Source organism: Clostridium sulfidigenes, assembly GCF_000732635.1.
Classification (GTDB): Bacteria; Bacillota; Clostridia; order Clostridiales; family Clostridiaceae; genus Clostridium_J; species Clostridium_J sulfidigenes.
Window position 1 is genome coordinate 17,449 of the sequence record NZ_JPMD01000006.1, and the last position, 22,840, is coordinate 40,288.

At 31.3% G+C, this 22,840-nt stretch carries 19 protein-coding genes and 2 riboswitches; all 19 genes read right to left on the reverse strand.

The genetic code is table 11. The annotated features are described in order from the left end of the window. Positions 1–141: 141 nt before the first annotated feature. The 19 genes from guaA to IO99_RS03755 all read right to left on the reverse strand — a co-directional run bounded on the left by guaA (position 142) and on the right by IO99_RS03755 (position 22,832). Complete coding sequence (guaA, locus tag IO99_RS03670; protein WP_035130439.1) at positions 142–1,671, reverse strand: glutamine-hydrolyzing GMP synthase; 1,530 nt, start codon at positions 1,669–1,671, stop codon at positions 142–144. 22 nt (positions 1,672–1,693) lie between these two features. Beyond that, positions 1,694–3,148 (reverse strand): IMP dehydrogenase, encoded by a 1,455-nt coding sequence (gene guaB / locus IO99_RS03675; protein WP_035130442.1) that lies wholly within the window; start codon positions 3,146–3,148, stop codon positions 1,694–1,696. Between the two features lie 246 nt (positions 3,149–3,394). Continuing rightward, positions 3,395–3,493, reverse strand: a riboswitch (purine riboswitch). 190 nt (positions 3,494–3,683) lie between these two features. Then, the gene (locus IO99_RS18260) at positions 3,684–6,413 is read right to left on the reverse strand and encodes a vWA domain-containing protein (protein WP_051823902.1); all 2,730 of its coding nucleotides are present in this window, start codon (positions 6,411–6,413) and stop codon (positions 3,684–3,686) included. Positions 6,414–6,498: 85 nt separating this feature from the next. Beyond that, positions 6,499–6,993, reverse strand: coding sequence for a prepilin-type N-terminal cleavage/methylation domain-containing protein (locus IO99_RS03685; RefSeq protein WP_035130445.1), 495 nt, complete (start codon positions 6,991–6,993; stop codon positions 6,499–6,501). A gap of 19 nt (positions 6,994–7,012) precedes the next feature. After that, on the reverse strand, positions 7,013–9,037 hold the full coding sequence (locus IO99_RS03690) for a pilus assembly FimT family protein (protein WP_035130447.1): 2,025 nt from the start codon (positions 9,035–9,037) through the stop codon (positions 7,013–7,015). 55 nt (positions 9,038–9,092) lie between these two features. Then, positions 9,093–9,953, reverse strand: a complete 861-nt coding sequence (locus IO99_RS03695) for a type IV pilus modification PilV family protein (protein WP_035130449.1) — start codon at positions 9,951–9,953, stop codon at positions 9,093–9,095. After that, positions 9,940–11,187, reverse strand: coding sequence for a type 4a pilus biogenesis protein PilO (gene pilO, locus IO99_RS03700; RefSeq protein WP_035130452.1), 1,248 nt, complete (start codon positions 11,185–11,187; stop codon positions 9,940–9,942). The genes IO99_RS03695 and pilO overlap by 14 nt, the downstream gene beginning before the upstream one ends. Next, a complete protein-coding gene (locus IO99_RS03705; RefSeq protein WP_035130462.1) occupies positions 11,174–11,749 on the reverse strand; it encodes a PilN domain-containing protein in 576 nt (191 codons plus the stop codon). Before IO99_RS03705 ends, pilO begins: the two co-directional genes overlap by 14 nt. A gap of 8 nt (positions 11,750–11,757) precedes the next feature. Beyond that, a complete protein-coding gene (pilM, locus tag IO99_RS03710) occupies positions 11,758–13,023 on the reverse strand; it encodes a pilus assembly protein PilM (RefSeq protein ID WP_035130471.1) in 1,266 nt (421 codons plus the stop codon). A gap of 611 nt (positions 13,024–13,634) precedes the next feature. Next, a complete protein-coding gene (locus IO99_RS03715) occupies positions 13,635–14,066 on the reverse strand; it encodes a pilus assembly FimT family protein (protein WP_051823903.1) in 432 nt (143 codons plus the stop codon). Between the two features lie 207 nt (positions 14,067–14,273). Further along, positions 14,274–15,479: a type II secretion system F family protein gene (locus IO99_RS03720; RefSeq protein ID WP_035130472.1), complete on the reverse strand. Its 1,206-nt coding sequence runs from the start codon at positions 15,477–15,479 to the stop codon at positions 14,274–14,276. Between the two features lie 18 nt (positions 15,480–15,497). Beyond that, positions 15,498–17,186 carry a GspE/PulE family protein gene (locus IO99_RS03725; protein WP_035130473.1) on the reverse strand — a complete coding sequence of 563 codons (1,689 nt, stop codon included), beginning with the start codon at positions 17,184–17,186 and terminating at the stop codon, positions 15,498–15,500. Between the two features lie 85 nt (positions 17,187–17,271). Beyond that, positions 17,272–17,586 carry a prepilin peptidase gene (locus IO99_RS19415; RefSeq protein ID WP_341349073.1) on the reverse strand — a complete coding sequence of 105 codons (315 nt, stop codon included), beginning with the start codon at positions 17,584–17,586 and terminating at the stop codon, positions 17,272–17,274. Further along, positions 17,571–18,008, reverse strand: a complete 438-nt coding sequence (locus IO99_RS19420; RefSeq protein WP_242844081.1) for a prepilin peptidase — start codon at positions 18,006–18,008, stop codon at positions 17,571–17,573. Before IO99_RS19420 ends, IO99_RS19415 begins: the two co-directional genes overlap by 16 nt. A 98-nt stretch (positions 18,009–18,106) precedes the next feature. Then, a riboswitch (cyclic di-GMP riboswitch) is annotated at positions 18,107–18,191 on the reverse strand. A gap of 317 nt (positions 18,192–18,508) precedes the next feature. Next, positions 18,509–20,137 (reverse strand): chaperonin GroEL, encoded by a 1,629-nt coding sequence (groL, locus tag IO99_RS03735; protein WP_035130474.1) that lies wholly within the window; start codon positions 20,135–20,137, stop codon positions 18,509–18,511. Between the two features lie 56 nt (positions 20,138–20,193). Then, positions 20,194–20,478 carry a co-chaperone GroES gene (groES, locus tag IO99_RS03740; protein ID WP_035130475.1) on the reverse strand — a complete coding sequence of 95 codons (285 nt, stop codon included), beginning with the start codon at positions 20,476–20,478 and terminating at the stop codon, positions 20,194–20,196. 194 nt (positions 20,479–20,672) lie between these two features. Next, positions 20,673–21,389 carry a TVP38/TMEM64 family protein gene (locus tag IO99_RS03745; protein WP_035130476.1) on the reverse strand — a complete coding sequence of 239 codons (717 nt, stop codon included), beginning with the start codon at positions 21,387–21,389 and terminating at the stop codon, positions 20,673–20,675. A 56-nt stretch (positions 21,390–21,445) separates the two neighbouring features. Further along, positions 21,446–22,327 (reverse strand): DNA-3-methyladenine glycosylase family protein, encoded by an 882-nt coding sequence (locus tag IO99_RS03750; RefSeq protein WP_035130479.1) that lies wholly within the window; start codon positions 22,325–22,327, stop codon positions 21,446–21,448. A gap of 94 nt (positions 22,328–22,421) precedes the next feature. Continuing rightward, positions 22,422–22,832: a C-GCAxxG-C-C family (seleno)protein gene (locus IO99_RS03755; protein WP_035130482.1), complete on the reverse strand. Its 411-nt coding sequence runs from the start codon at positions 22,830–22,832 to the stop codon at positions 22,422–22,424. Positions 22,833–22,840: the final 8 nt, after the last annotated feature.

Sequence of the window (22,840 nt, forward strand, 5' to 3'; positions counted from 1 at the left end):
TATATAGAAACTTATAACTACTTTCTTTGGGTGTGATTTATTTAAACATGATAACATGTATAAATACATTAGGGTTTAAGAAAAGATATTACTCTGCCAAGGAGTTGATAGAGTAATATCTAATCTATTAGAATATTTATATTACTCCCACTCTATAGTTGAAGGTGGTTTTGAAGTTATATCATATACAATTCTATTTACTCCATTAACTTCATTGACAATTCTTCTAGATACCTTATCTAGTACATCATAAGGGATTCTTGCCCAGTCTGATGTCATTCCATCAGAAGATGTAACTCCTCTTAATGCTACTGTATGGCTATAGGTTCTTTCATCCCCCATAACTCCTACTGATCTTATATTAGGTAAGCAAGCGAAGTACTGCCAGATTTCACTTTCAAGGCCAGCATTTGCAACCTCTTCTCTAAATATAGCATCTGCTTCTCTTACTATGTGTAGCTTCTCTTCTGTAATTTCACCAAGTACTCTTATTGCAAGTCCTGGTCCTGGGAATGGCTGTCTCCATACTAAGTGGTGTGGAATTCCAATTTCCTCTCCTACAGCTCTTACTTCATCTTTAAATAACTCTCTTAATGGCTCTATTAGTTCAAATTCTATGTCCTCTGGAAGTCCTCCTACGTTGTGGTGACTCTTAATTGTAGCTGATGAATTAGTTCCACTTTCTACAACGTCAGCATAAATAGTTCCTTGAACTAAGAAATCCATTTTACCAAGTTTATTTGACTCTTCTTCAAAAACTCTGATGAATTCTTCTCCAATGATTTTTCTTTTTCTCTCAGGATCAGAAACACCTTTAAGTTTTCCAAGGAATCTCTCTTGAGCATTTACTCTGATAAGGTTCATATCAAAGCCTTCTCTAAAGATTTTCTCAACTTGATCTCCCTCATCTTTTCTAAGTAGACCATGATCTACAAATACGCAAGTTAGGTTTTTACCTATTGCTTTATGAACAAGTACTGCTGCAACAGATGAATCAACTCCACCTGATAGAGCGCAAAGCACTTTTCTATCTCCTACTAATTCTTTAATTTGTGCAATTTTTTCTTCTGCAAAGGCAGACATAGACCAGTCTCCCTTAACTTCACATACATTGTATAAGAAGTTTTTAAGCATCTCTGTTCCAAATAAAGTGTGTTGAACTTCTGGGTGGAATTGAACCCCATAAAGTTTTCTTTCTTCATTTGCCATTGCAGCTATAGGACACTCATCTGTATGACCTATAATTTCAAAGCCTTGTGGTGCACTTTCTATAAAGTCAGTGTGACTCATCCAGCATTGTTTTTCTTTTATTCCATTAAATAATTTATTATTTGTGTTTAAGTTAACATCAGTTTTTCCATATTCTCTAACAGTAGCAGTCTTAACAACTCCACCTAAAACATGGGACATAAGCTGAGCACCATAGCAAATTCCTAGGATAGGAATGTTTAATTCAAATAATTCCTTATCTACTCTTGGTGCACCCTCTCCGTAAACACTGTTAGGGCCACCAGTAAATATTATTCCCACAGGATCTAATTCTTTTATTTTTTCAACAGAAGTACTATATGGAATTATCTCACAATATACTCCATGCTCTCTTACTCTTCTTGCTATTAATTGATTATATTGACCACCAAAGTCAACAACTAATACTAATTCTCTATCCATAAATTAAGCTCTCCTTCTTAGATTATTGATTTACACTATAATTTGGAGCTTCCTTTGTAATTACTATATCATGTGGATGACTTTCTCTAAATCCAGCTGAAGTTTGAACTACGAAGTTTGCAGTTTCATATAAATCTTTTAGTGTAGGTGCTCCTAAATATCCCATTCCTGAGCGAATACCACCAATTAATTGGTATATAGTATCTACTACGCTACCCTTAAATGGAAGTCTTCCTTCAACACCTTCTGGTACTAATTTCTTGTTATCTTCTTGGAAATATCTATCCTTACTTCCGTTTGCCATAGCTCCTAAAGAACCCATTCCTCTATATACCTTGTAACTTCTACCTTGATATATTTCTATTTCACCAGGTGCTTCGGCGCAACCAGCAAACATTGAACCCATCATACAAACTTTTGCTCCAGCAGCTAATGCCTTAACGATATCTCCTGAATATTTTATTCCTCCATCAGCTATAACTGGAACTCCTGATTTTTCTGCTTCTTCAACACAGTCCATAACTGCTGTAAGTTGAGGAACTCCGACTCCTGCAACTACTCTTGTAGTACAGATAGATCCAGGTCCTATACCAACTTTAACACAATCTGCTCCAGCTTCTATTAAAGCTCTTGTACCTTCTGCTGTTGCAATATTACCTGCTATAACTTGAAGCTCTGGATATTTTTCTTTAACTTCTCTTACTGCATCTATAACACCTTTAGAGTGTCCATGTGCTGTATCTATAGTAATGACATCTACGTGAGCTTTAACTAAAGCATCAACTCTTATCATCATATCCTTTGTAACTCCTACTGCAGCTCCACAAAGTAATCTTCCTGAAGCATCCTTTGCAGCATTAGGGAATTTCACAGCCTTTTCTATATCCTTTATAGTAATTAATCCTTTAAGATTAAAATCTTTATCTACTAAAGGTAATTTCTCAATTTTATGTTTTGCAAGTATTGTCTTAGCTTCTTCAATACTTGTTCCCTCTTTTGCAGTAACTAGATTCTCACTAGTCATCACTTCACTTACTTTTTTACTATAATCAGTTTCAAACACTATATCTCTATTAGTAATTATACCAACTAATTTTCCATTTTCAGTTACCGGCACTCCAGATATTCTATATCTTGACATTATGTTTAATGCATCTTGTATAACATTATCTTTTCCTATGGAGAATGGATTTACAATTACTCCATTTTCTTGTCTTTTAACTGTATCTACTTCGCTTGCTTGAGCTTCTATAGACATATTCTTATGGATAATTCCAATTCCACCTTCACGGGCCATAGCTATTGCCATCTTACTTTCAGTTACTGTATCCATTCCAGCACTTATTAGTGGTAAATTAAGAGCTATAGTTTTAGTTAAGTTTGTTTTAAAGCTAACATCCTTTGGTAAAACTTCAGATTTATTTGGAACTAATAATACGTCATCAAAAGTGTATCCTTGTTTTAATATCTTTGCCATAATTTAAATCCTCTCCTTCTATATTATTTTCTTTATAATTAACTTTAGTTATACTTATAATCTGAAATCAATTAAAATTATCGTATTAAATTCTCTAACATAGTTTTTGTTTATATTTTAAATTTAATTAAAACATAAACAAAAACATGCTTAATTCACTTTCCACCCATAATATAACTCCTTTAGAGTTCATACTATGTACATACAAGTAAAATTAAGCATGTCCATAAATTCAATGAAATCTATAACATGATTACTTTTACTCATAGTCAGAAATTTATCGGTTTCCGGTAGAAACTCCTTGCCATATTCAAGGGATATATGAGTTATTTATTCATAATTTATTAATTGATTACACCTATTTTATTTAAAATAAGTATGTTTGTCAAGGAAAACTTTTAACCTATTTTCTAAATTTTGTAGAAATTTATCGACTTATATAATAATTATACATTACTAATGAGAATTTTTCCATTATCTCACTATAATTAATCCAAAAATTATAGTGAGATAATGTATATTTATACTTAAAATTTTAAAATAAATCAGGTAAAGCTTCTCCTTTAAGCCTAAAAATTTTTTCTTCCTTATTAAATAAAATATTATTCTCATAAGAACCACTCTCTTCACTGGAAGCATCATCTGGCATCTTACACTGATATTTTATCACAATGTGAGTTTCTACCTTTATATCTGGAGGTAGCTTAATATTATAGCAGTTCTGACCTAAATTCGTTCCAATACTAGTTATAGTACACTCCATAGGCACTAAATTACCGCCTTTAAGAGTATATACCTTTATCTTGCTTAAATCCTGTAAATCTATATCCTTATTTATTCTAAGCTCCACATTTACATTACTAGATAATATAGTAGCTACAGAGGCTATATTAACCATCATATCATTAGCTATACGCACTTCTCCTTCAATGACACTATACCCACTGCTTGTAATTCCATTATCTAAACCATGTATTAAGTCTATTACTGGAGATATTAAATTCACTTTAGGAGTTTGTATCCCCTTCATAACTTCTTCTTTACGCAAATTTTTATAGGCTATAACATTATTATCTCCGAAGGATAAAGTTCCACTTTTACCTTCATTCGGTTTTATTATAAATTCTACTTTATATTTTTGTTCCTTAGCTACATATTTAAAGTTACCTTTATTTTCATAGACAACAGTTGGTCCTTCAATGGTAGCTATTCCATCTTTATAAGATTTAACACTAGAAACCATGGTAAAATTATCACCTAAGTTCAACTTTAATTCTGTTGGAATTTCATAAGTCATATATCGTCCTTGAGAAATTATTCTATCTGCCAACTCATCCATTAAGTCGTCCTTTATGTCCTCACCGCTTTTATCTTCACTTATAAAATAGTTTTCTAAAGTTTCTCCCATTTTTTTATGCAACTCATCTAAACATTTATTTCCTTCCTTTAAGTTTAAGCTCATTATGTTATACTTTTCATCATTTAAATTAGGAAGATGCCTATCATTGTAGTTCAAATGATCCGATGCAATTAATACCATATATTTATCTGCATCAGGATTTTTACCATCAAGTATTGTCTTTGCCTCTACCATGGCATTGTCTATCTGCCTTGCATTATTATCTTCTGGCCCTTTATCTTCAATATCTATAGCTTCGATCATATTTATTATTTCATTTCGATTATTAGTTAGCTCAGAGTGTACTTTATATTTATTATTAAAAGTTATTAAACTAAAATTTACATTATCCCTTGCTAAACCACTATTATTTATCAATGAATTTACTAAAGCAGTTTTTATCTCATCTAATTTACCACTTTTAAGCATAGACTTTGATATATCCAACACTATGGCTATATCCTTTTTCCTCATATTGCTACTATCTTCAAAAGTAAAATCTTCTCCTATTACATCATAGGTTACCTTTATTTCATCTCCTGGATATGCCTCTACTTCACTTGGGCTTGTTAACTTAGCCCTAATATTAGGTAATTCATTTTTATCTATATTAACGCTTATACTAGGTACTGGAGCAGTTATAATCTCATTATCTTTCCAAGGGAAACTCACTGTAGACCCAGTAAAGAGTTCATGCTGTCCTGTTACTGCACTTTTAATTACAAATTTGAATGGCACAGGCTCTGCTTCATAGGTAACCTTACCATTTTTAACTTTACCATCAGTTTTATATAGTACATTATCAATATCTACTTTATTTCCTCCTATGTTTAGAGAAAATCCTGATTTAAGGTTCATATTCATTTTTACATTATTAATGGCATAGGTAGCTAAGATTTCTGTAGCTATATGCTTAAATACATTATCAATGGCACCGTCACTGGATGCAAAAAAATTGCTATCCCCTCCACCCATGGATTCATGGATTTGCTTTAGTGTTTTGTTGGCTTCACTTTTTTCATTTCCTAAACCATATCCTATGGAAAATATATTATTTGCTGTTTCTCTTATAATTCCACCAATGGTGGTTGCATAGGAAATAGTCTCATCTGTTACTTTGCTTCCATCCCCAGCGAACCTAGGATTCGTATTATCTGTCGCAGTATAATGTTCTTTATTTTTTGATTTCACTGAATAAAATGTTGGTAATCCATCGGACATTAAAACTACAGTTTTATTAGCATCAGTGTTTCCATATTCAAGCATATATTCAGCTTTTCTCAATCCTTCCCCAGTATTAGTTCCTCCCAAAGCTTCTAGCTTATCTATCATAGACGGAAGTTTTTTATCATATATATTTATAAAACTATCACCAATAGAAATATACCTAGGTATACTATGTTTAATGTTGTTGTCAACATTGGTTACACTTTTATAACCATCTTTACCATTAGGATTTATAGTAGCTTCACTTGAATAGGCTACTATCCCAATCTTTAAGTTAGGCACATCCTTCATCTTATCTACAAAGTTCTTAGCTGCTTTTTTTAGTTCTGCTATCTTTGTAGAGGATTTACCATTTACATATACATTGTCCGCCATACTCCCAGATACATCTAGTACCAATACTATTTCTTTAGCTGGAACTTCAGCTTCAAAGGGTTTAGGAATTATTTCTCCACTGACAGTAATATCTTCTCCTACCTTAGGGAATTCAGGGGATACTGAATTTATCTTTACCTCAAAGGCAGGCTTTGTTGCTACTTCAGCGCTGGCATTTGATGCAGAAGTCATAACTAAGGTAGCTGTCATGCAGAGAATAATACCTATGCATAATATGGCTTTATAACCGATTCTTTTTTTCATTTTATCCACCTCCATCACCATTAGTAGGTTGTTAACAGACTTATTTGCCTTATAGGGAACTTTATTCCCAATGAAGCTTAATTCATTAATTCTTATGCCTATTTCTAAATAAAAAACTCTCTTTTACTGAATAATCTATATCCTCTTCTTTTAATGACAATCTAACTTCTATACTCTTTTTCACATCATCTGAAGTCTCTATATGATGTAAATGTGAACCAATAAGCCTTTTACCATCCTCTTTTGTAGATAGATAAACATTATTTTCTTCAATGATAAATTCAGCTCCTTCATCAGTTACTGTGCCATCATCTTCAACCTTTGAAAAGGTTATAGTTTTTACAGTACCATCAAGTTCTTTGTACACTTTACATTTAGTAGCTGCCATGGCATGTTTAGATATACTATCTAAAATAACCTTAGCTTCATATTGAAGGTCTGATCTAGTGTTTATCTCCTCTAGCTTTCTTTCATTAGAAAAGAAAAAGGAGAATATGAATGAAGTAACTATAGCTAAAACTCCTAATGCTATCACTAATTCTATTAAGGTTACTCCTTTTTTCTTTCTATTTAAAATCATAATCCCACTACCTTATAACTTATTTTTCTAGTGTCCATTTTTCCTTTGTAATCAAATCTGTAGCTAGTATAGTTCTCTCTGTTACTAAGTTTTTACCTTGAGTAAAGATAAAATCTAATACACCCTTATTCTTCTTATCCTTTATCTCATCTTCTGATAATTTAGCAGTTCCTATTAAACCCTTAGAATTCTTTATATTTATATCTTTTAAGGATATAATGGTACCTTTATAATCCTTAGTTCCATTGTAATTTACATCACCCTTTGTCACCACTATATAACTTATGTCCTTAGATTCTTCCCTATTAAATTCTGTGTTATAGGTTACCTCCTTATTTTCATGTCTTAAGATAAGCTTATCATCATTAATTTCAATGTCCCTATCTTCATCATCATTTAATAGGATTACCATGTTTTCCAACTGAATAATGTTACCCCTATTAGCAATTAATGAAGATACACCATCCCAGTTTATTTGATTTTCTACAGTATAAATAGCCTTACCCTGTTGAAATTTATTCACATCAAAGTCTTCATTTCCCATATAATAAACAGCTTGTACAAATCTTTTCTTCATATTTTCTATTTTGTCAAGTTCTTCGGTATTTAGGCTTGCTGAATTTCCATGGGCTTTTCCTCCTGAAATATAGGCTCCAGCAGTATAGGTTTTCTGTGGAAGGGATATTCCCTTTGCTCTTATACTTGCATCACTTGAATTACTATAATCTACAAAGTGCTCTGCTTTATCTACCACATTTAAAGGTTGTCCTTGTGCATTTCTAGTTATAAGGACTAAGGGATCTAAATACTCATATTGGCTATCCTTATAATTCCCATTAGAATCCTTGGCATAGGCCTTATAATTCCCCTTTAAGGCTACAGACTCTCCTGTCTGATAGGGCTCTCTATGAGTCTTTATATAAGCAGAACCCATTAGGTAGGCATTATCACTAACTGTTAAATTACCCTTATTATTAGGCCACTTCATGGAATTAATTATTATAGAACTAGAACCCCTAACAACCTGTCCATTGTCTGTAGGCAAAGCAATATTTAAATCATTAAAACCATAAAGGTTTTTTATATTAATTTTTGCATCACTAGCTCCTATAACTAAATCGTTAGCTAGATATAGCTCTGCCTTACTGCAATCTACATCTATACCACTATCCACATCACCTTCTGCTAAATTACCTAAGAATATATTCTCAGCATAAATTCTATTATTAACTTCTGTAAGACCTAAAGTTATAGGCTTAAGGATTACCTTACTTTTGTCTACGGCAATATTAGCAGCGGTGTTAACTTGTCCTTTAAATTCTATATCAGTATTATTTATCTCAATTCCACCCTTATACTTATCTACCGTTGGATTATTAACCATATTTTCACTTCGTAAACCCTGAATCCAAAGGTTTCCGTCCACTTCTACCTTACCTTCCTTAACATGGGATGAATCAGTAGCAATAGTTAAGTTTCCATCAGCAGCTAGAGTATAGTTTATTAATTTAGATGTGTTTCCATCGGCTTTATCAAGGATTCTATAAGCTTCTGGTGTAACTAAATTATAAGCTACACTCACCACTCTCTCTTTGCCTTTATCATCTTTATAGGTAGAAGTTAACTTAACAATTTTATAATCTAAATCCCCTTTTTTTATTGTTGGAGCTTTTAACTCACACTTAACTTCTGCCTTATTACTATTTACAACATATTCTCCAGATACGTAATCTATAAGATTATCATCTATATAATCCTTATAAACCCCTTTGAAAATTTCATTTTGCTTCTTTATTGTAGTCTCCTTATTACCTGCCGCTATGCCTTCCTCTATAGCTATCTCTACTACTTTAGTGATTCTAGCGTAGGCCTTATCAATTCCAGATTCAGCAGAATAGAGATTTTTAACCCTATTGTTCTCTTCTACTCTTAGCCTATAGTTTGCATAGGTGGCTCCTAGCATAGCCAGTGCTAAGGTAGCTAATATACCAAACACAGCTATTACAAGTAACATAGATGAACCTTTAGTCTTTCTTTTTCTCATCTTCTCCCTCCTCTTAATTTAATAACTCTATTAAAATCCCTTTTAATTAATTATTCTATTTAAGTAGTTCTAAATTCATATTTTCTACTACTTCCCCATTTTTATTAGCTCTTAATTCTACAAAGTACAATTTTTCATTGATAATATCCTCACTATGTTGAACCCCTTCGATTAATTCTATTTGTCCATTAAATTTAGATATTATTACATCTTGCCTTTCAGATACTTTTTCCCCATTAAATAGATATATTTTAAAGTTTTCTGTATGGCTCTTATTTTCTACACTTAAATTTAACTTCTTTTCACTGTCTTCATTTAAGCATATAAGTAATGACTTAGCTTCTGGTTTAGGAATAGCAATGATACTTCCCCCATAAGTAACATTTATCTCCCCTGCTTCTTTCATTTCAATAAAGACTTCCTCTGATGGTGTAGCTAAATTATCTGATAGTTTTTTTATAGCTTCTCCTATAACCTCCTTACCATTTGATATAGATAAAGATCCATGATGATAATATATAGTTCTATCAACTTCCATTTCACTAACCTTATTATTAATGACCTGTGACTTTTCTTTTATAGACCCCTCTATAGAAAATCCATTTATTTCACCACTTAGGGAATATATTAATTTATTATCTTCCCCTGTAGCTTCACTTAAAGTAATGCCATTATTCAAAGGCTTTGATAAAGCACTTGAAAAATTATCTATAGCTTTAATATTTTCTATGGTTTCCTGAAGTACTGCCTTAGCTTGTTGTTTATTTTCTGTAGATTTATTTATTTTTACAGAAGTTAGTACTAAATTAGCTATAGGAATAAGAATAATTGAAATTAGAGCAAAGCTAATTATTACCTCTAGAAGAGTAAAACCTTTCTTACTTTTTCTAGATTTAGTAACTTTATTTATTAACATACTCCACCTTTCCTTCTGGTGTTATTTGCACCCTTGGACTAGTTTTATCATCATCAATTATAGTAAGTGAAACTTTCTTATCATTAGCATTATTTATTACCTTTATATTTGCTCCTACCTTATCATCAATGCCTATACGTTTAGATGAGTATATTGCAATATTTATATTTTCCTCATCCACATTCCTAAGCTCTATACCATTTTTACTATAATCTGATGGATAGCTAGATTTCTCTGTTTTGTACTTAATATAGTACTTACCACCTTCCTTATTTACTTCAATTTCCACATCTACCTTTTTATTTTCATCGTTATATATATAACTTTCTCTAGTTAAATCATTTTCCTTACCTAAAGTTAAACTTGGTAAATCCGAATTCACACCCTTTAAAGCCATAATTAGAACATAATTATTTCCTTCACTAGTTCTTGATGCCATGGAGCTTTGACTTCCTTCTAAAAAAGGATTTTCCTTTCCATACTCCTCGTCAAAAGTCCATTTTAAGTACTTTGAATCTTCATAAGGATTAATTTTTGGTATGGAGTAAAATTCTAAATCTAAAGTTCCAGAGACTTCATCATTTCCTGATGCTGTTATGTTTATATTTGGCATAGCTAAAATTCTTTCATATTCTGATATTAGCTTTACAAACTTAGCAACATTTTTATAAGTACCATTAAAGGATACAGATACCTTCATTTGCTCTACCTTATTTCCAGTTGACTCTCCTTCATCTCTTTTAGTAGCTTGATCTTCTCCAAGTTCTTTAGTTTCCTCTAGTTTTTCTTCCACATCTTCCTTGGTCTTTTCTTTACTAGACTCCTCTACTACTTGCTCTAGGGATGGTTGTTCCTTAGGGTCTGCTACTTCTGAAAAATAAGCTTCTATTGGAGAAACAGTAACCTCTGAAAAAGTTAAACTTCCCTTAATTCCAGCATCATTTAATAGTTTATTTAGCTCTATTATTATTCTATCTTGATAGATCTTAGGATATAAAAGTATAGATTTTGAACCTATACTATCCTTTAATATTTTTAAATCACTTTTATTATTTGTAATAGTATTTATATTTGAAAGCATCTCATTATATTTCTCATTTAACTCTGTTTCTTCCTGTTTAACTTCTTGCAATTTAGCATATTGCTTTTGATAAACCAACTTATAATATGCTGTACATATAATTATAAGGACTAATACTCCTAATAAAAATTTTTCTCTTTTACTTACTTTCATTATAGTACGCCTCCTTTAGTTTACAGGTTATAGTAAAGGTAAATACCTCTTTTTCACCTTCACCTAAGTCTGACACTATTCCAACTATATGAGATTCTTCTATGAATTCAATATTATTCATATTATGTTGAAACTCAGCAATAGCCTCTCTATTTGTAGCTGAGGCATTTATTTCTATAGAACCTGCTGCAAAATTCATAGATTTAAAATACACCTCTTTTGGAAGGGTATAATTTATCTCTTCAATGAAGTCTGGACTTAATTTATTTCTATCGATTATGCCATGGAAAATTTCATTTAACTTACTATTATAAGTAGAAAAGTTTTTTTTCTCTGTAGCTACCTCTAAACTTTCCTTATAACTTTCTACAAAAGCTTCTTCATTAATTTTATTATTAAGATCATTTATTGATTTTTCAGCTCTATAAATTCCAAAAGTATTAAATGACAAGGTTACTATAATACCTGCCCCAACTATAGCTGCTGCACTAAAAATTGCTTTTTTTACTCCTGCATCGCTTTCTTTATTTGTATCCACATAGAAAAAATTCAAATCATTCATAATCTCACCTACAATCTTACTAATGCACCTAATGCATTAACATACTCTTCAATAGTTGTTGTACTTACATTTTTACTAAACTCTATATTGTTAGCTGTAATTATTTTTGTAGTATCTATGCCAGTCTTTAAGGCTATATACTCATCTATTCCTCTTAACTTAGAAGTGCCCCCGTATAAATATATATGATTGATCTTTTTACCATTACTTTTATTAGTATAGAACTGAATAATTCTATTTAAATCCTCTAGCCAGCCCTCTATGACTTCTACTACTCCATCATTAAGCTGATTTTCTTTCCTATGCTTTCCTACTTCAACCTGAGTCTTCTTTATTTCCTCTGCTTCCTCCATAGAAATTCCATTTAAATCTGCTATAAACCTATCTATCTCTATTCCACCAATGGGCATAACCCTTATAAATTCTAAATTGTTACTATTAACTATAGATAAATCTACACTTTTATAACCCAAGTCTAAATACAAAATGGACTCCTCTTTATTTATTAAATCTACATTATATATATCTGCAATGCTACTTAGTTTTCTTATGGAGTTGTTACTTATATCCAGAGCATAGGGATTTAAAAGTAGATTTTCAGCTAAGTTTCTATAGGATTCAATGAGATTTTTAGGATATATAATAGTAAATATCTTTTGCTTTCTTACTTCATCCACCATAACTTCCTCTAACCTCATAAATTGAATTACATAGTTATTTAAATTTATAGCTAGAAATTGCTCTATTTCATAATTAACTAAGGTTTTTAATTCTTCATTATTCTCCACATAAGGAACTATAATCTCTCTACTTATGATTGTAGATGAAGAGGAAACTAAAGCTATATTTTTAGTTCTCACCCTTGAGGTTTTCATTTCTTCCTTCAACTTAATTAAGATGGATTCTTCGTTAAAAAGCTCTCCATCTTGAATAATATCCTCTGGAGATTTTATTTTCCTCATATTATAAACCTTTAATTTTCCACCCTTAACTTGTCCCTCTACAATTTTTATATCACTAGAGCCTATATCAAGACTTACAAGTCTTATACTCTTAGGCTTAGCCGGTTTACTATCATCAACTTTTTTTATTCTTTTAAATTTTAAATCCTGTAACTTTATATCTCTGTTCCATATGGATTCCTTCTTAGAATTTTCAACATCAATGCCTTTATGATCACCTTCCTTATTTAGTAAGGTACCATTATCTATATTTACTTGAATTTCCTTATTCTTTAATTCTTCACTGACCTTAGATTTACTAAACAAACTCAAAATTAGCACTCCCTTCTTCTTCAAATCCTTTATGTTCAATTAACAATATTTATATCTATTTTATATACACTAAGGCTCTAATAACTTAGCACCCTAGATAACTTTCAAATTCATTATTATTCTTTCATAACTTCTATTAATTTTCATATATCTTCTTTATTCCCCGAGAAATACTATGAATAATATTATTTTTTCATCATTAAATTACATTGCACAATTTAAAATTTTCTTTAATACTCCTTAAATTGAATATTTATCTATATACCTATTAAAATATAAAACTATAGGTCTATATAACTATTTGACTATGATTCTATAAACCTATAAAACTATTTAAATATATAGCTATTTAAACTTTTCTATATTTACCTATATAAATAGTTAACTATTTGTTGTGGTATCAATGATTTGTAGTGTTTTGCTATCTTAGTAGTTATGTATAATCTCTAAAATTTATATGTTTTTAGCTTTTTATGTTTTTATGTTCTTCCATGGTGAAAGTGTTGATATAAGTGGCGTTTAAGCTTGTAGAGAAATATTTTTATTTATTTTTAGAAACATAAGTGTAAAGAGTGGCTTTACACTTATGTTGAGTAGGCAATTAATAGGTTTTATTTATTATACTCTACACTGACTTCACTTATTTTTCCATCTGGATCAATTGTAAATACATAAGTATTAGCAACATTATCATCGATTTTTTGCTGTGGTTTTCCAATATCTTTAAGTTGAGTTTGAATTATTTTAATTTCATCATCATCTAATTCTTTTTTATCAACTGGTTCAGTAACTGTTCCACTAACAGCATTATACTTAACCTTTGTATCTGTTGTAACAGTAATTTGTTCATCAGCAGTTAACATTAATACAGTCCTTTTTACAGTTTCACAGCTTTGTTTATCTGCTTTAACCTTAGAATTTTGTCTTACTGCCGAGAAGTTTGGTATAGCTATTAATGCTATGATTGCCATTACTGCTAGAACTATAACTAATTCTATTAGTGTAAAACCTTTTTTCTTTTTGTTATTACCCTTTTTTATCATTTTAAATGACCTCCTAATTATTTCTATTTATTTCTAAAGGGTTTCCCCTAGTTAGATCTGTTATTTTGTTTTGACTATGCTTTAAATAATTGTGAATACTTGACTTCAATATTATCAGAGCCTTTAGTAAATCAAGGTTCCGAAAGGGTTGAACGCAGATAATATGAAGTACTTATTCACATTAGTTAAAAGATAGGATTGTCCTTTTTACATTACGTTGTACATTTCAAACATCGGAGTTAGGATGGAGATTATTAGAAATCCTACTACTACTCCCATTATTACTAGCATTATTGGGTCTAAGATTGTGGTGAAGGCTTCTATTGCTCTTTCTAGCTCTTCATCGTAGAAGTCTGCTGTTTTGCTTAGGATGTCGTCTAGTTCTCCAGCTTCTTCTCCAATTTTTATCATGGACCCTAGCATTGGTGGAAATAACTGTGACTCCTTTATGGCATCGGATAGTGTATCTCCAGCCAACATTCTTTCTTTTACCGTTTTTAATTTTACATCTGCATATTTATTTTCTAGTACTGCAGATACTACATCTATGGAACTGGCTATGGATAGTCCTGCTCCTAAAACTGTAGATAAGCCCCTTGCAAATCTTGATACTACAATCTTTTGATTTAAGTCTTTAAAGAGAGACTTTTTCAGTTTATATTTACTGTACATATAAATTCCAACATCAACTCTCTTGGTGTAATATTTAAAGCCTACTATTATACCTACAATAACAAGGCCTATCAATATACCGTAGTGCCTTATACCATCTCCTAGAGATAGTACTATCTTTGTCATGGTTGGAAGGTCTGAACCTGCTGATTCAAACATATCCATAAACATTGGCATTATATAGGTTAGAATAAATACCACTACAAACACTGTTACTGTGGCTAATATGCCTGGATAGATTAAGGCATTTTTTAATTTACCATTCATCTTGGTTTGTTTTTCATAGTAAGTGGCCATCCTATTCATGATGGAATCTAGGGTACCACTTTGTTCACCAACTTGAATCATGCTTATAAGTAAGGTTGGAAATTCATTAGAGTATTTACCCATGGCTACAGATAATTCTTCACCTTTTCTTATATCTTCATCTACTTTTACGAGGACCTCCCTCAGCTTCTTGTTAGGTATTTGTTCTGCTAAAAGACTTATGGCATTAGTTATGGAAACACCAGCTTCTATCATGGTAGCTAGTTGTCTACAAAATATAGAAATATCCTTGTTATTAACCTTATTTCTCTTTCCTAGAATAATCTCCTTACCGCCTATAGCTTCCTCAATTGATAGAGGTGAATATCCACTAGATACCATAAGGTTAAGTACCTCTTCCCTACTCCTACATTCATGTACTCCTTGAATAACTTCACCCTTAGAGCTAATAGCCTTATATTTATATTTAGACATAATTTAGTTCTCCTTCCTCTACAAGTTATCCATAAATATTATCTTCATCATTTCTTCCATGGTGGTTTCGCCTTTAAGAACTAACTCTCTACAACTATCTGATAAAGTCTTCATACCTTTTTTAACAGCTTCATCCTTTAATTCTTCTGGGTTATTAGATTTTATAATCAAATCTTTTATATCTCTATCTACATTCATTATTTCATAGACTCCAAGTCTGCCACTATAACCAGTATAATTACAGCTAGCACAACCCTTGCCTCTATGAAGAGTTACTTTATCATCACTATTTAAGTTAAGAAGTTTCCTTTCAGCTTCATCACCCTCATAGGCTTCCTTACAGCTTGGACATATTCTTCTCACCAGTCTTTGAGCTATTACTCCTTTTATGGCAGTGGCCACTAAGAAAGGTTCAACTCCCATATCTATAAGTCTTATTACTGAGGATGGTGCATCATTTGTGTGTAGTGTACTAAGAACCAGGTGACCTGTTATGGCAGCTCTTATACCAATTTCAGCAGTCTCACTATCTCTTATCTCTCCCACCATTACTACATCAGGGTCTTGTCTTAATATAGACCTTAAGCCTGCAGCAAAGGTAAGTCCTACCTTACTATTTACATTTACTTGATTTATTCCATCCATGGAGTATTCCACGGGGTCTTCTACAGTAACTATGTTCTTATTAATATCATTAAGCTCCCCTAAAATAGTATATAAAGTGGTAGATTTTCCGCTTCCTGTCGGTCCTGTTACTAAAATTATTCCATGGGGTGCAGATATGATATTTTCAAGATTTTTTATATTTTCACTACTCATGCCCAGATTATCTTTTCCAATTTTATAGTTACTTCTATCTAGTATTCTTATTACAACCTTTTCTCCTGTGATAAGAGGTATTATAGACACACGCATGTCTATATTTTTATTATTGATTACAGTAACTATTCTTCCATCCTGAGGAATTCTTTTTTCAGCTATGTTAAGATTTGCTAGAATTTTTATCCTAGTAACTATACCTGGAAGTACATCAATATTTAAAGATGATATTTCTTCTAGCTGACCATCTATTCTATATCTGACTCTTATATGTTTTTCATAGGGCTCTATATGAATATCTGAAGCTCTTTGTTCCACTGCATTTTTAAGTAGAGAATCTACTAGCTTTACCGTGGGAGCATTTTTAACTTCATCAATCTTTTCTATGTCTTCCGTCTTATTATGAAACACTATCCTAGACCTGGTTATCTCTTCTACAGCACTTTCCACATTTCTATCTGAATAATACTTTTCCGTAGCCTTATGGATGTCATCCTTTGTGGATATATAAGGCTCCACCCTTAGTCCCGTAGTTATAGCTACATCATCCATGGCAAATATATTTAAAGGATCTGATACAGCTACCTTTATTACTCCATCAGCAGTATAAAAAGGGAATAATTCATATTTTCTACATAAACCTTCGTTAACTAATTTAACAGCCTTAGAATCTACATCTATATTACTTAAGGTTACTCTTTCAATACCTAACTGTTCTTGAAGTACCTCTATAATAATATCCTCTGTTACTATACCTTCATCAATTAATAATTCTCCCAGCTTTTTTCTCTTTACCTTTTGAATCTCTAAGGCTTCTGATAATTGTGACCTGGTAATTTTATTTGCCTTTACTAGCAAGTCACCTAATCTGACAGTATTCCTTGCCATTTCTCTCCACCTCACCTCTACAATTAATTTATTTGTACTTATCTAAAAGTTTTATACTTCTTTTTATTTCTTAAAACTCCTCATATTAAATGAAATTTAAAATATATTGTTCTCCAATGATTAAAACTATATATGCTCCCATAGCCAAGCTAGGTCCTAAAGGAATATACTCATCCTTTGACTTCTTTTTTGATGCAATTAACATAACTGCAATTGTTCCTCCAATAATGAAGGATATGAGTAAAAAGTATATCTCTAATTTCCACCCTAGAAATAATCCACATAATACTGCTATTTCAATATCTCCAACACCCATGCCACCAGTTAAAACATATATTAAACCAATAACCCCTAGACCTATTAATCCCCCAATAATATAGTTAGTTATACTATGGAATATGCTACAGTTTCTATAAGAATAAAGATTATACCCACTGCCATTCCACTATAAACTACACAAGAATACACATCTGTAGTATCATAATCAATAAGGGCTATGACTATTAAAAATAGAGTTAAAAGGGAGTACTTAAAAAAGCTTACCCCTATGCCATATCTTAGATATATTCCTACTAATAAAATCCCTGTAAGTCCTTCTACTAATGGGTATCTCATAGAAATCTTAGACTCACAATATCTACATTTACCCTTAAGCCATAGATAACTTACTATGGGTATTAAATCCTTCCATTTCAATCTTGTATCACAATTTCCACAATGGGACGGTGGACTAATTAATGACTGATTGTTAGGTATTCTATAAATACATACATTTAAAAAACTTCCTATTACTATCCCATATAAAAACACTATAAAACCCATAATTTATTATCCTTTTTACATTTATTTCTATTTAGAAATCATTATACTATATTTTTACATATGTGTATATAAAATACACGCAAAAAAACCGACTAAATTTATAATTTAGCCGGTTGTACCATTAACTCAACAACTTTCAAGGTACCCAAATAAAAAAGTTGTATCATTGTATCTAAACTTACTTTCTTTTTATATAAACTTACTTTCATTTTATACAAATTTATTTTACATTTATATAAATTTGTTTTATTGCTGTATAAATTTATAAATGTTAAACATATTATACTATATTATGTATTATATTTCTATATACTTTCCTTGTTATGTGTTATTTTATTACATCTCTCCTTAAAACCTACTATTTTAAAGGTTTTTATAGACTTTGTAGATAATTAAATTGATAAAATTTGGAGAGAATTTATGTGATCATTAATTATGGATGTAAAAAAAGACTTCCATGAAAACTTCATGAAAGTCTTAATTTTACTTAATACTTAATTTTAGTACATTCCGTCCATTCCCATTCCTGGTGCACCTGGCATTGGAACTGGGTTCTTTTCTGGAATATCAACAACAGCAGCTTCTGTTGTTAAGAATGTTGATGCTACAGATGCAGCATTTTGAAGTGCGCTTCTTGTAACCTTAGTTGGGTCAACTATTCCAGCTTTAATCATATCTACATATTCAGCATTTAATGCATCATAGCCAATTTCTGTAGCTGAACTTCTAACTCTTTCAACTACTACTGAAGCTTCTGCACCAGCATTTGTAGCTATTTGTCTTAATGGCTCTTCAAGAGCTCTTCTTACAATGTTAATACCTACTTGGATTTCTGAAACCTCTGAAGTTAGTTTAGCAACTGCTTCTATTGCATTGATATAAACAGTTCCACCACCTGCAACGATACCTTCTTCAACTGCAGCTTTTGTAGCAGCAAGAGCATCTTCAATTCTTAATTTCTTTTCTTTTAATTCAGTTTCAGTAGCAGCACCAACTTTGATTACTGCAACTCCACCAGCAAGTTTTGCAAGTCTTTCATTTAATTTTTCTTTATCAAATTCAGAAGTTGTATCTTCCATTTGTTTCTTAATTTGATTTACTCTAGAAGTTATATTTTCTTTTGCACCTTTTCCATTTACGATAACAGTGTTTTCTTTAGTAACTTTAACACTATCAGCTCTTCCTAACATTTCAATAGTTGCATCTTTAATGTCGTGTCCTAATTCTTCTGAAATTACTGTACCACCTGTAAGTATTGCTATATCTTCAAGCATTTCTTTTCTTCTATCACCAAAGCCTGGAGCTTTAACAGCAACACATGTAAATGTTCCTCTTAATTTATTAACTACTAAAGTAGCTATTGCTTCACCTTCAACATCTTCAGCAATTATTAAAAGTTTTTTACCTTGTTGTACTATTTGCTCAAGAATTGGAAGTAATTCTTGGATGTTAGATATTTTCTTATCAGTTATTAAAATGTATGGATTATCAAGTACAGATTCCATCTTATCTGTGTCAGTTACCATATATGCACTTAAATATCCTCTATCAAATTGCATACCTTCAACAACATCAAGTTCAGTTCCCATTGTCTTAGACTCTTCTACAGCTATAACACCTTCGTTACCTACTTTATCCATTGCTGTAGCTATTAGAGCTCCAACTTCCTCGTCTGCTGCTGATATAGCTGCAACTCTTGCTATGTCTTCTTTTCCATCTACTTGTCTAGAGTATTTTTTTATTTCTTCAACTGCTGTATCTACAGCCATTCTTATACCATTTCTAAGTAACATTGGGTTTGAACCAGCTGTTACATTCTTAAGTCCTTCTCTTATGATAGCTTGAGCAAGTACTGTAGCAGTTGTAGTTCCGTCTCCAGCTACATCGTTTGTTTTGTTTGCAACTTCTTTTACAAGTTGTGCTCCCATATTCTCATATGCATCTTCAAGTTCTATTTCTCTAGCTATTGTAACACCATCATTTGTTATAAGTGGTGAACCGAATTTTTTATCTAATATAACGTTTCTACCCTTTGGTCCTAAAGTTACCTTAACTGTATCTGCAAGTACGTCTACACCTCTTTGCATAGCTCTTCTTGATTCTTCTCCGAATAAAATACTTTTAGCCATATTCATTTACCTCCTATGATATGTGAATTTCTTAGCTTATCATTAAATTATATTACTTATTCTAGTATTGCTAATATATCTTCTTGCTTTAATATAATATATTCTTGTCCTTGTAACTTAACTTCTGTGCCTGCAAATTTAGAAAATAATATCTTATCTCCTATTTTCACTTCCATCTTAATTTCTCTTCCATGAGAATAAGTTCCTGGACCTACTGCAACGACTTCTGCCTCTTGTGGTTTTTCTTTTGCAGTACCTGCTAGAACTATTCCTCCTTTAGTTATTTCCTCAGATTCTAATCTTTTGATTACAACTCTGTCGCCTAATGGTCTGATATTCATAAAAAACCCTCCTATTGTTAATTATTTATATAATTTTTTTATTTATCTTTATTTATTAGCACTCACGACTATTGAGTGCTAACTACAATATAATAATATATAATTATTATTTTATAAGCAAATCTTTTATTTTAATAGAACCTGGTAAAATAAGCGAATATATTAAAATATCTCACTCATGGTAATATTTTCTCTTATTTTCTCTTATTTTTACCTTTATGCTTTAACGCTCTATGGAAAAAGTCTATAATACTATGTCCTTTAAGTATTCCGACTAAAAATAAGACTCCTGATACTACCCCTATAATTATCATAGATACATAGTCCCCTCTATGTATACCGTGGCCAAACATGGCAGATGTGATTATCCATGGTAATCTACCAGCAGAAGAATATAATATAAAATCCCTTAAAGTTACATTGGATATACCAGCTACATAAACTAATATATCTTTAGGTATTCCAGGTATAAAGTATATTACAAAGATAACTATATTATTACTTCCAGCATCTAATATCCTCTTCATCTTAGTTAAATTATTTTTTTCAATAAGCTTATTTATATACTTTTTCCCAAATAATTTAGCTATAAAATAAGCAACTACACTTCCAAGAATTATCCCTACAGCAGAGGCAATTCCTCCTACTAAAGGTCCGAATATATATCCCCCTGCTACTTGAACAACTTCTCCTGGTATAAAGAATATTATTACTTGTATCATTTGTAGCACTACAAAGGCAATTATACTATAACTACCAAAGGATAGTATTAATTTTTTTAATTCTTCTGGATCTCTAAATACAGTGAATTTCTTGGAAAATTCCCAATAGGCTATTAATAACACTACTATAACTATAGTCCATATTATTCCATTTGTTACATACTTTTTTATCTTATTTTTATTCTCCATACCTTTCCCACCTTGTATACCCTTAGTTTATGTTCTATATATCAACTATTTCTAACTTAATCTATTTTTATATTGTTTTCTCTTGCATAATAAAATAAGTATTGTTGTGCAAATCCAGATAAGCTACCAAACTTCTCTCTTGCAAACTCCCTTATTTTAGGCAATGATACATCTGGTGCCACATAAAAGAACTGCATTGCTCTTTTCACCCAAACATCCACTGGAAATGCTGAGTATTTCCCCATAGAAAATAGCATTATGCAATCAGCTACCTTAGGCCCTACTCCATTAAAATTTTTAAGACCCTCATGACATCCATCATCATCACTTTGTTTTATTGCGTTTAAATCATAGGTACCGCTACTCAAATCTTCTAGTGCCTTATATATATACTTAGCCCTAAATCCAACCCCTAAAGCTTCTATATCTTCTACTGTAGCTCTTCTAAACTCCTCTAAGGTTGGAAAGGCATAATATGTATTTCCCTTGTACTTTATAGATTTGCCAAATGATTTGCTTATATTCTCTATAGCTCTTTTTATCATAGGAATTCTATTATTTGCAGATATAATAAAAGATATTAGCATTTCAAAGGGATCTTGTTGTAGTATTCTAATTCCTACACCAAATTCTACTGCTTTTTTTAAAAGTTCATCCTTCTCAAATTCTTCTTTTATAGCTGAATAGTCCCTTTCTAGGTCAAAGTAATTTAGCCATATGTCATTAAAATCCTTTAAATCCGTATTATATATAACTACATCATTATTCCTTTTTTCAATTTCAATAACTTTTCCAAAGGCTACACCTATATAATTATTATTATCTTGTCTGTTCCATCTAAAACATTGTCCGCAATCAAAAATATGGGGAAGTTCAAAATTCTTTACATCCTTTAATATAACTTTTCCACTTTCTTCAATAGCTTCTTTAAAGTCCATCCATATCAACCTCCTTTAAATAACACTTATGGGATGCTAGTTTAAAAATAGTGCTAAGGATATTCTCAGCACTAAGTTTTAAAATTATTCTCAATTACTGTTTATTTCTCTCTCTTGTTACTATGTTGTCTAATATAACTGCACCTTTTTCTACTATATTAAGACATCTTACTTCATCATTTCTATATAATTCCTTTAATTTATCACAATTTAATGAATTACATTCTTTATTAAAGTTTTCAATGAATTCTTGAGTAAGGGTTTTTACATAATCGCTTTCATGGGCTCTTTCCTTTGTAAATAAGATACCAAGAACAGATATTGCTCCTGTGATAACTCCACAAGTGGATTCTACACCCATTCCCCCACCGAAAGCAGCCATGGTTTTAAAAGTTTCTTTACTTAAGTTTAAACCATATTCTTCATTAGCAGCATATAGCATAGTCTCTGCACAGTTTAAATCATATTCTTCTCCATAATATTTTTTTACTACATCTAATAACATATTTATGC

Bases quoted from the DNA above. Each gene is read 5' to 3' on its own strand.
- guaA (WP_035130439.1), bottom strand. From the start codon at position 1,671: ATGGATAGAGAATTAGTATTAGTTGTTGACTTTGGTGGTCAATATAAT.
- guaB (WP_035130442.1), bottom strand. From the start codon at position 3,148: ATGGCAAAGATATTAAAACAAGGATACACTTTTGATGACGTATTATTA.
- IO99_RS18260 (WP_051823902.1), bottom strand. From the start codon at position 6,413: ATGAAAAAAAGAATCGGTTATAAAGCCATATTATGCATAGGTATTATT.
- IO99_RS03685 (WP_035130445.1), bottom strand. From the start codon at position 6,993: ATGATTTTAAATAGAAAGAAAAAAGGAGTAACCTTAATAGAATTAGTG.
- IO99_RS03690 (WP_035130447.1), bottom strand. From the start codon at position 9,037: ATGAGAAAAAGAAAGACTAAAGGTTCATCTATGTTACTTGTAATAGCT.
- IO99_RS03695 (WP_035130449.1), bottom strand. From the start codon at position 9,953: ATGTTAATAAATAAAGTTACTAAATCTAGAAAAAGTAAGAAAGGTTTT.
- pilO (WP_035130452.1), bottom strand. From the start codon at position 11,187: ATGAAAGTAAGTAAAAGAGAAAAATTTTTATTAGGAGTATTAGTCCTT.
- IO99_RS03705 (WP_035130462.1), bottom strand. From the start codon at position 11,749: ATGAATGATTTGAATTTTTTCTATGTGGATACAAATAAAGAAAGCGAT.
- IO99_RS03715 (WP_051823903.1), bottom strand. From the start codon at position 14,066: ATGATAAAAAAGGGTAATAACAAAAAGAAAAAAGGTTTTACACTAATA.
- IO99_RS03720 (WP_035130472.1), bottom strand. From the start codon at position 15,479: ATGTCTAAATATAAATATAAGGCTATTAGCTCTAAGGGTGAAGTTATT.
- IO99_RS03725 (WP_035130473.1), bottom strand. From the start codon at position 17,186: ATGGCAAGGAATACTGTCAGATTAGGTGACTTGCTAGTAAAGGCAAAT.
- IO99_RS19420 (WP_242844081.1), bottom strand. From the start codon at position 18,008: ATGGGTTTTATAGTGTTTTTATATGGGATAGTAATAGGAAGTTTTTTA.
- groL (WP_035130474.1), bottom strand. From the start codon at position 20,137: ATGGCTAAAAGTATTTTATTCGGAGAAGAATCAAGAAGAGCTATGCAA.
- groES (WP_035130475.1), bottom strand. From the start codon at position 20,478: ATGAATATCAGACCATTAGGCGACAGAGTTGTAATCAAAAGATTAGAA.
- IO99_RS03745 (WP_035130476.1), bottom strand. From the start codon at position 21,389: ATGGAGAATAAAAATAAGATAAAAAAGTATGTAACAAATGGAATAATA.
- IO99_RS03750 (WP_035130479.1), bottom strand. From the start codon at position 22,327: ATGGACTTTAAAGAAGCTATTGAAGAAAGTGGAAAAGTTATATTAAAG.
- IO99_RS03755 (WP_035130482.1), bottom strand. From the start codon at position 22,832: ATGTTATTAGATGTAGTAAAAAAATATTATGGAGAAGAATATGATTTA.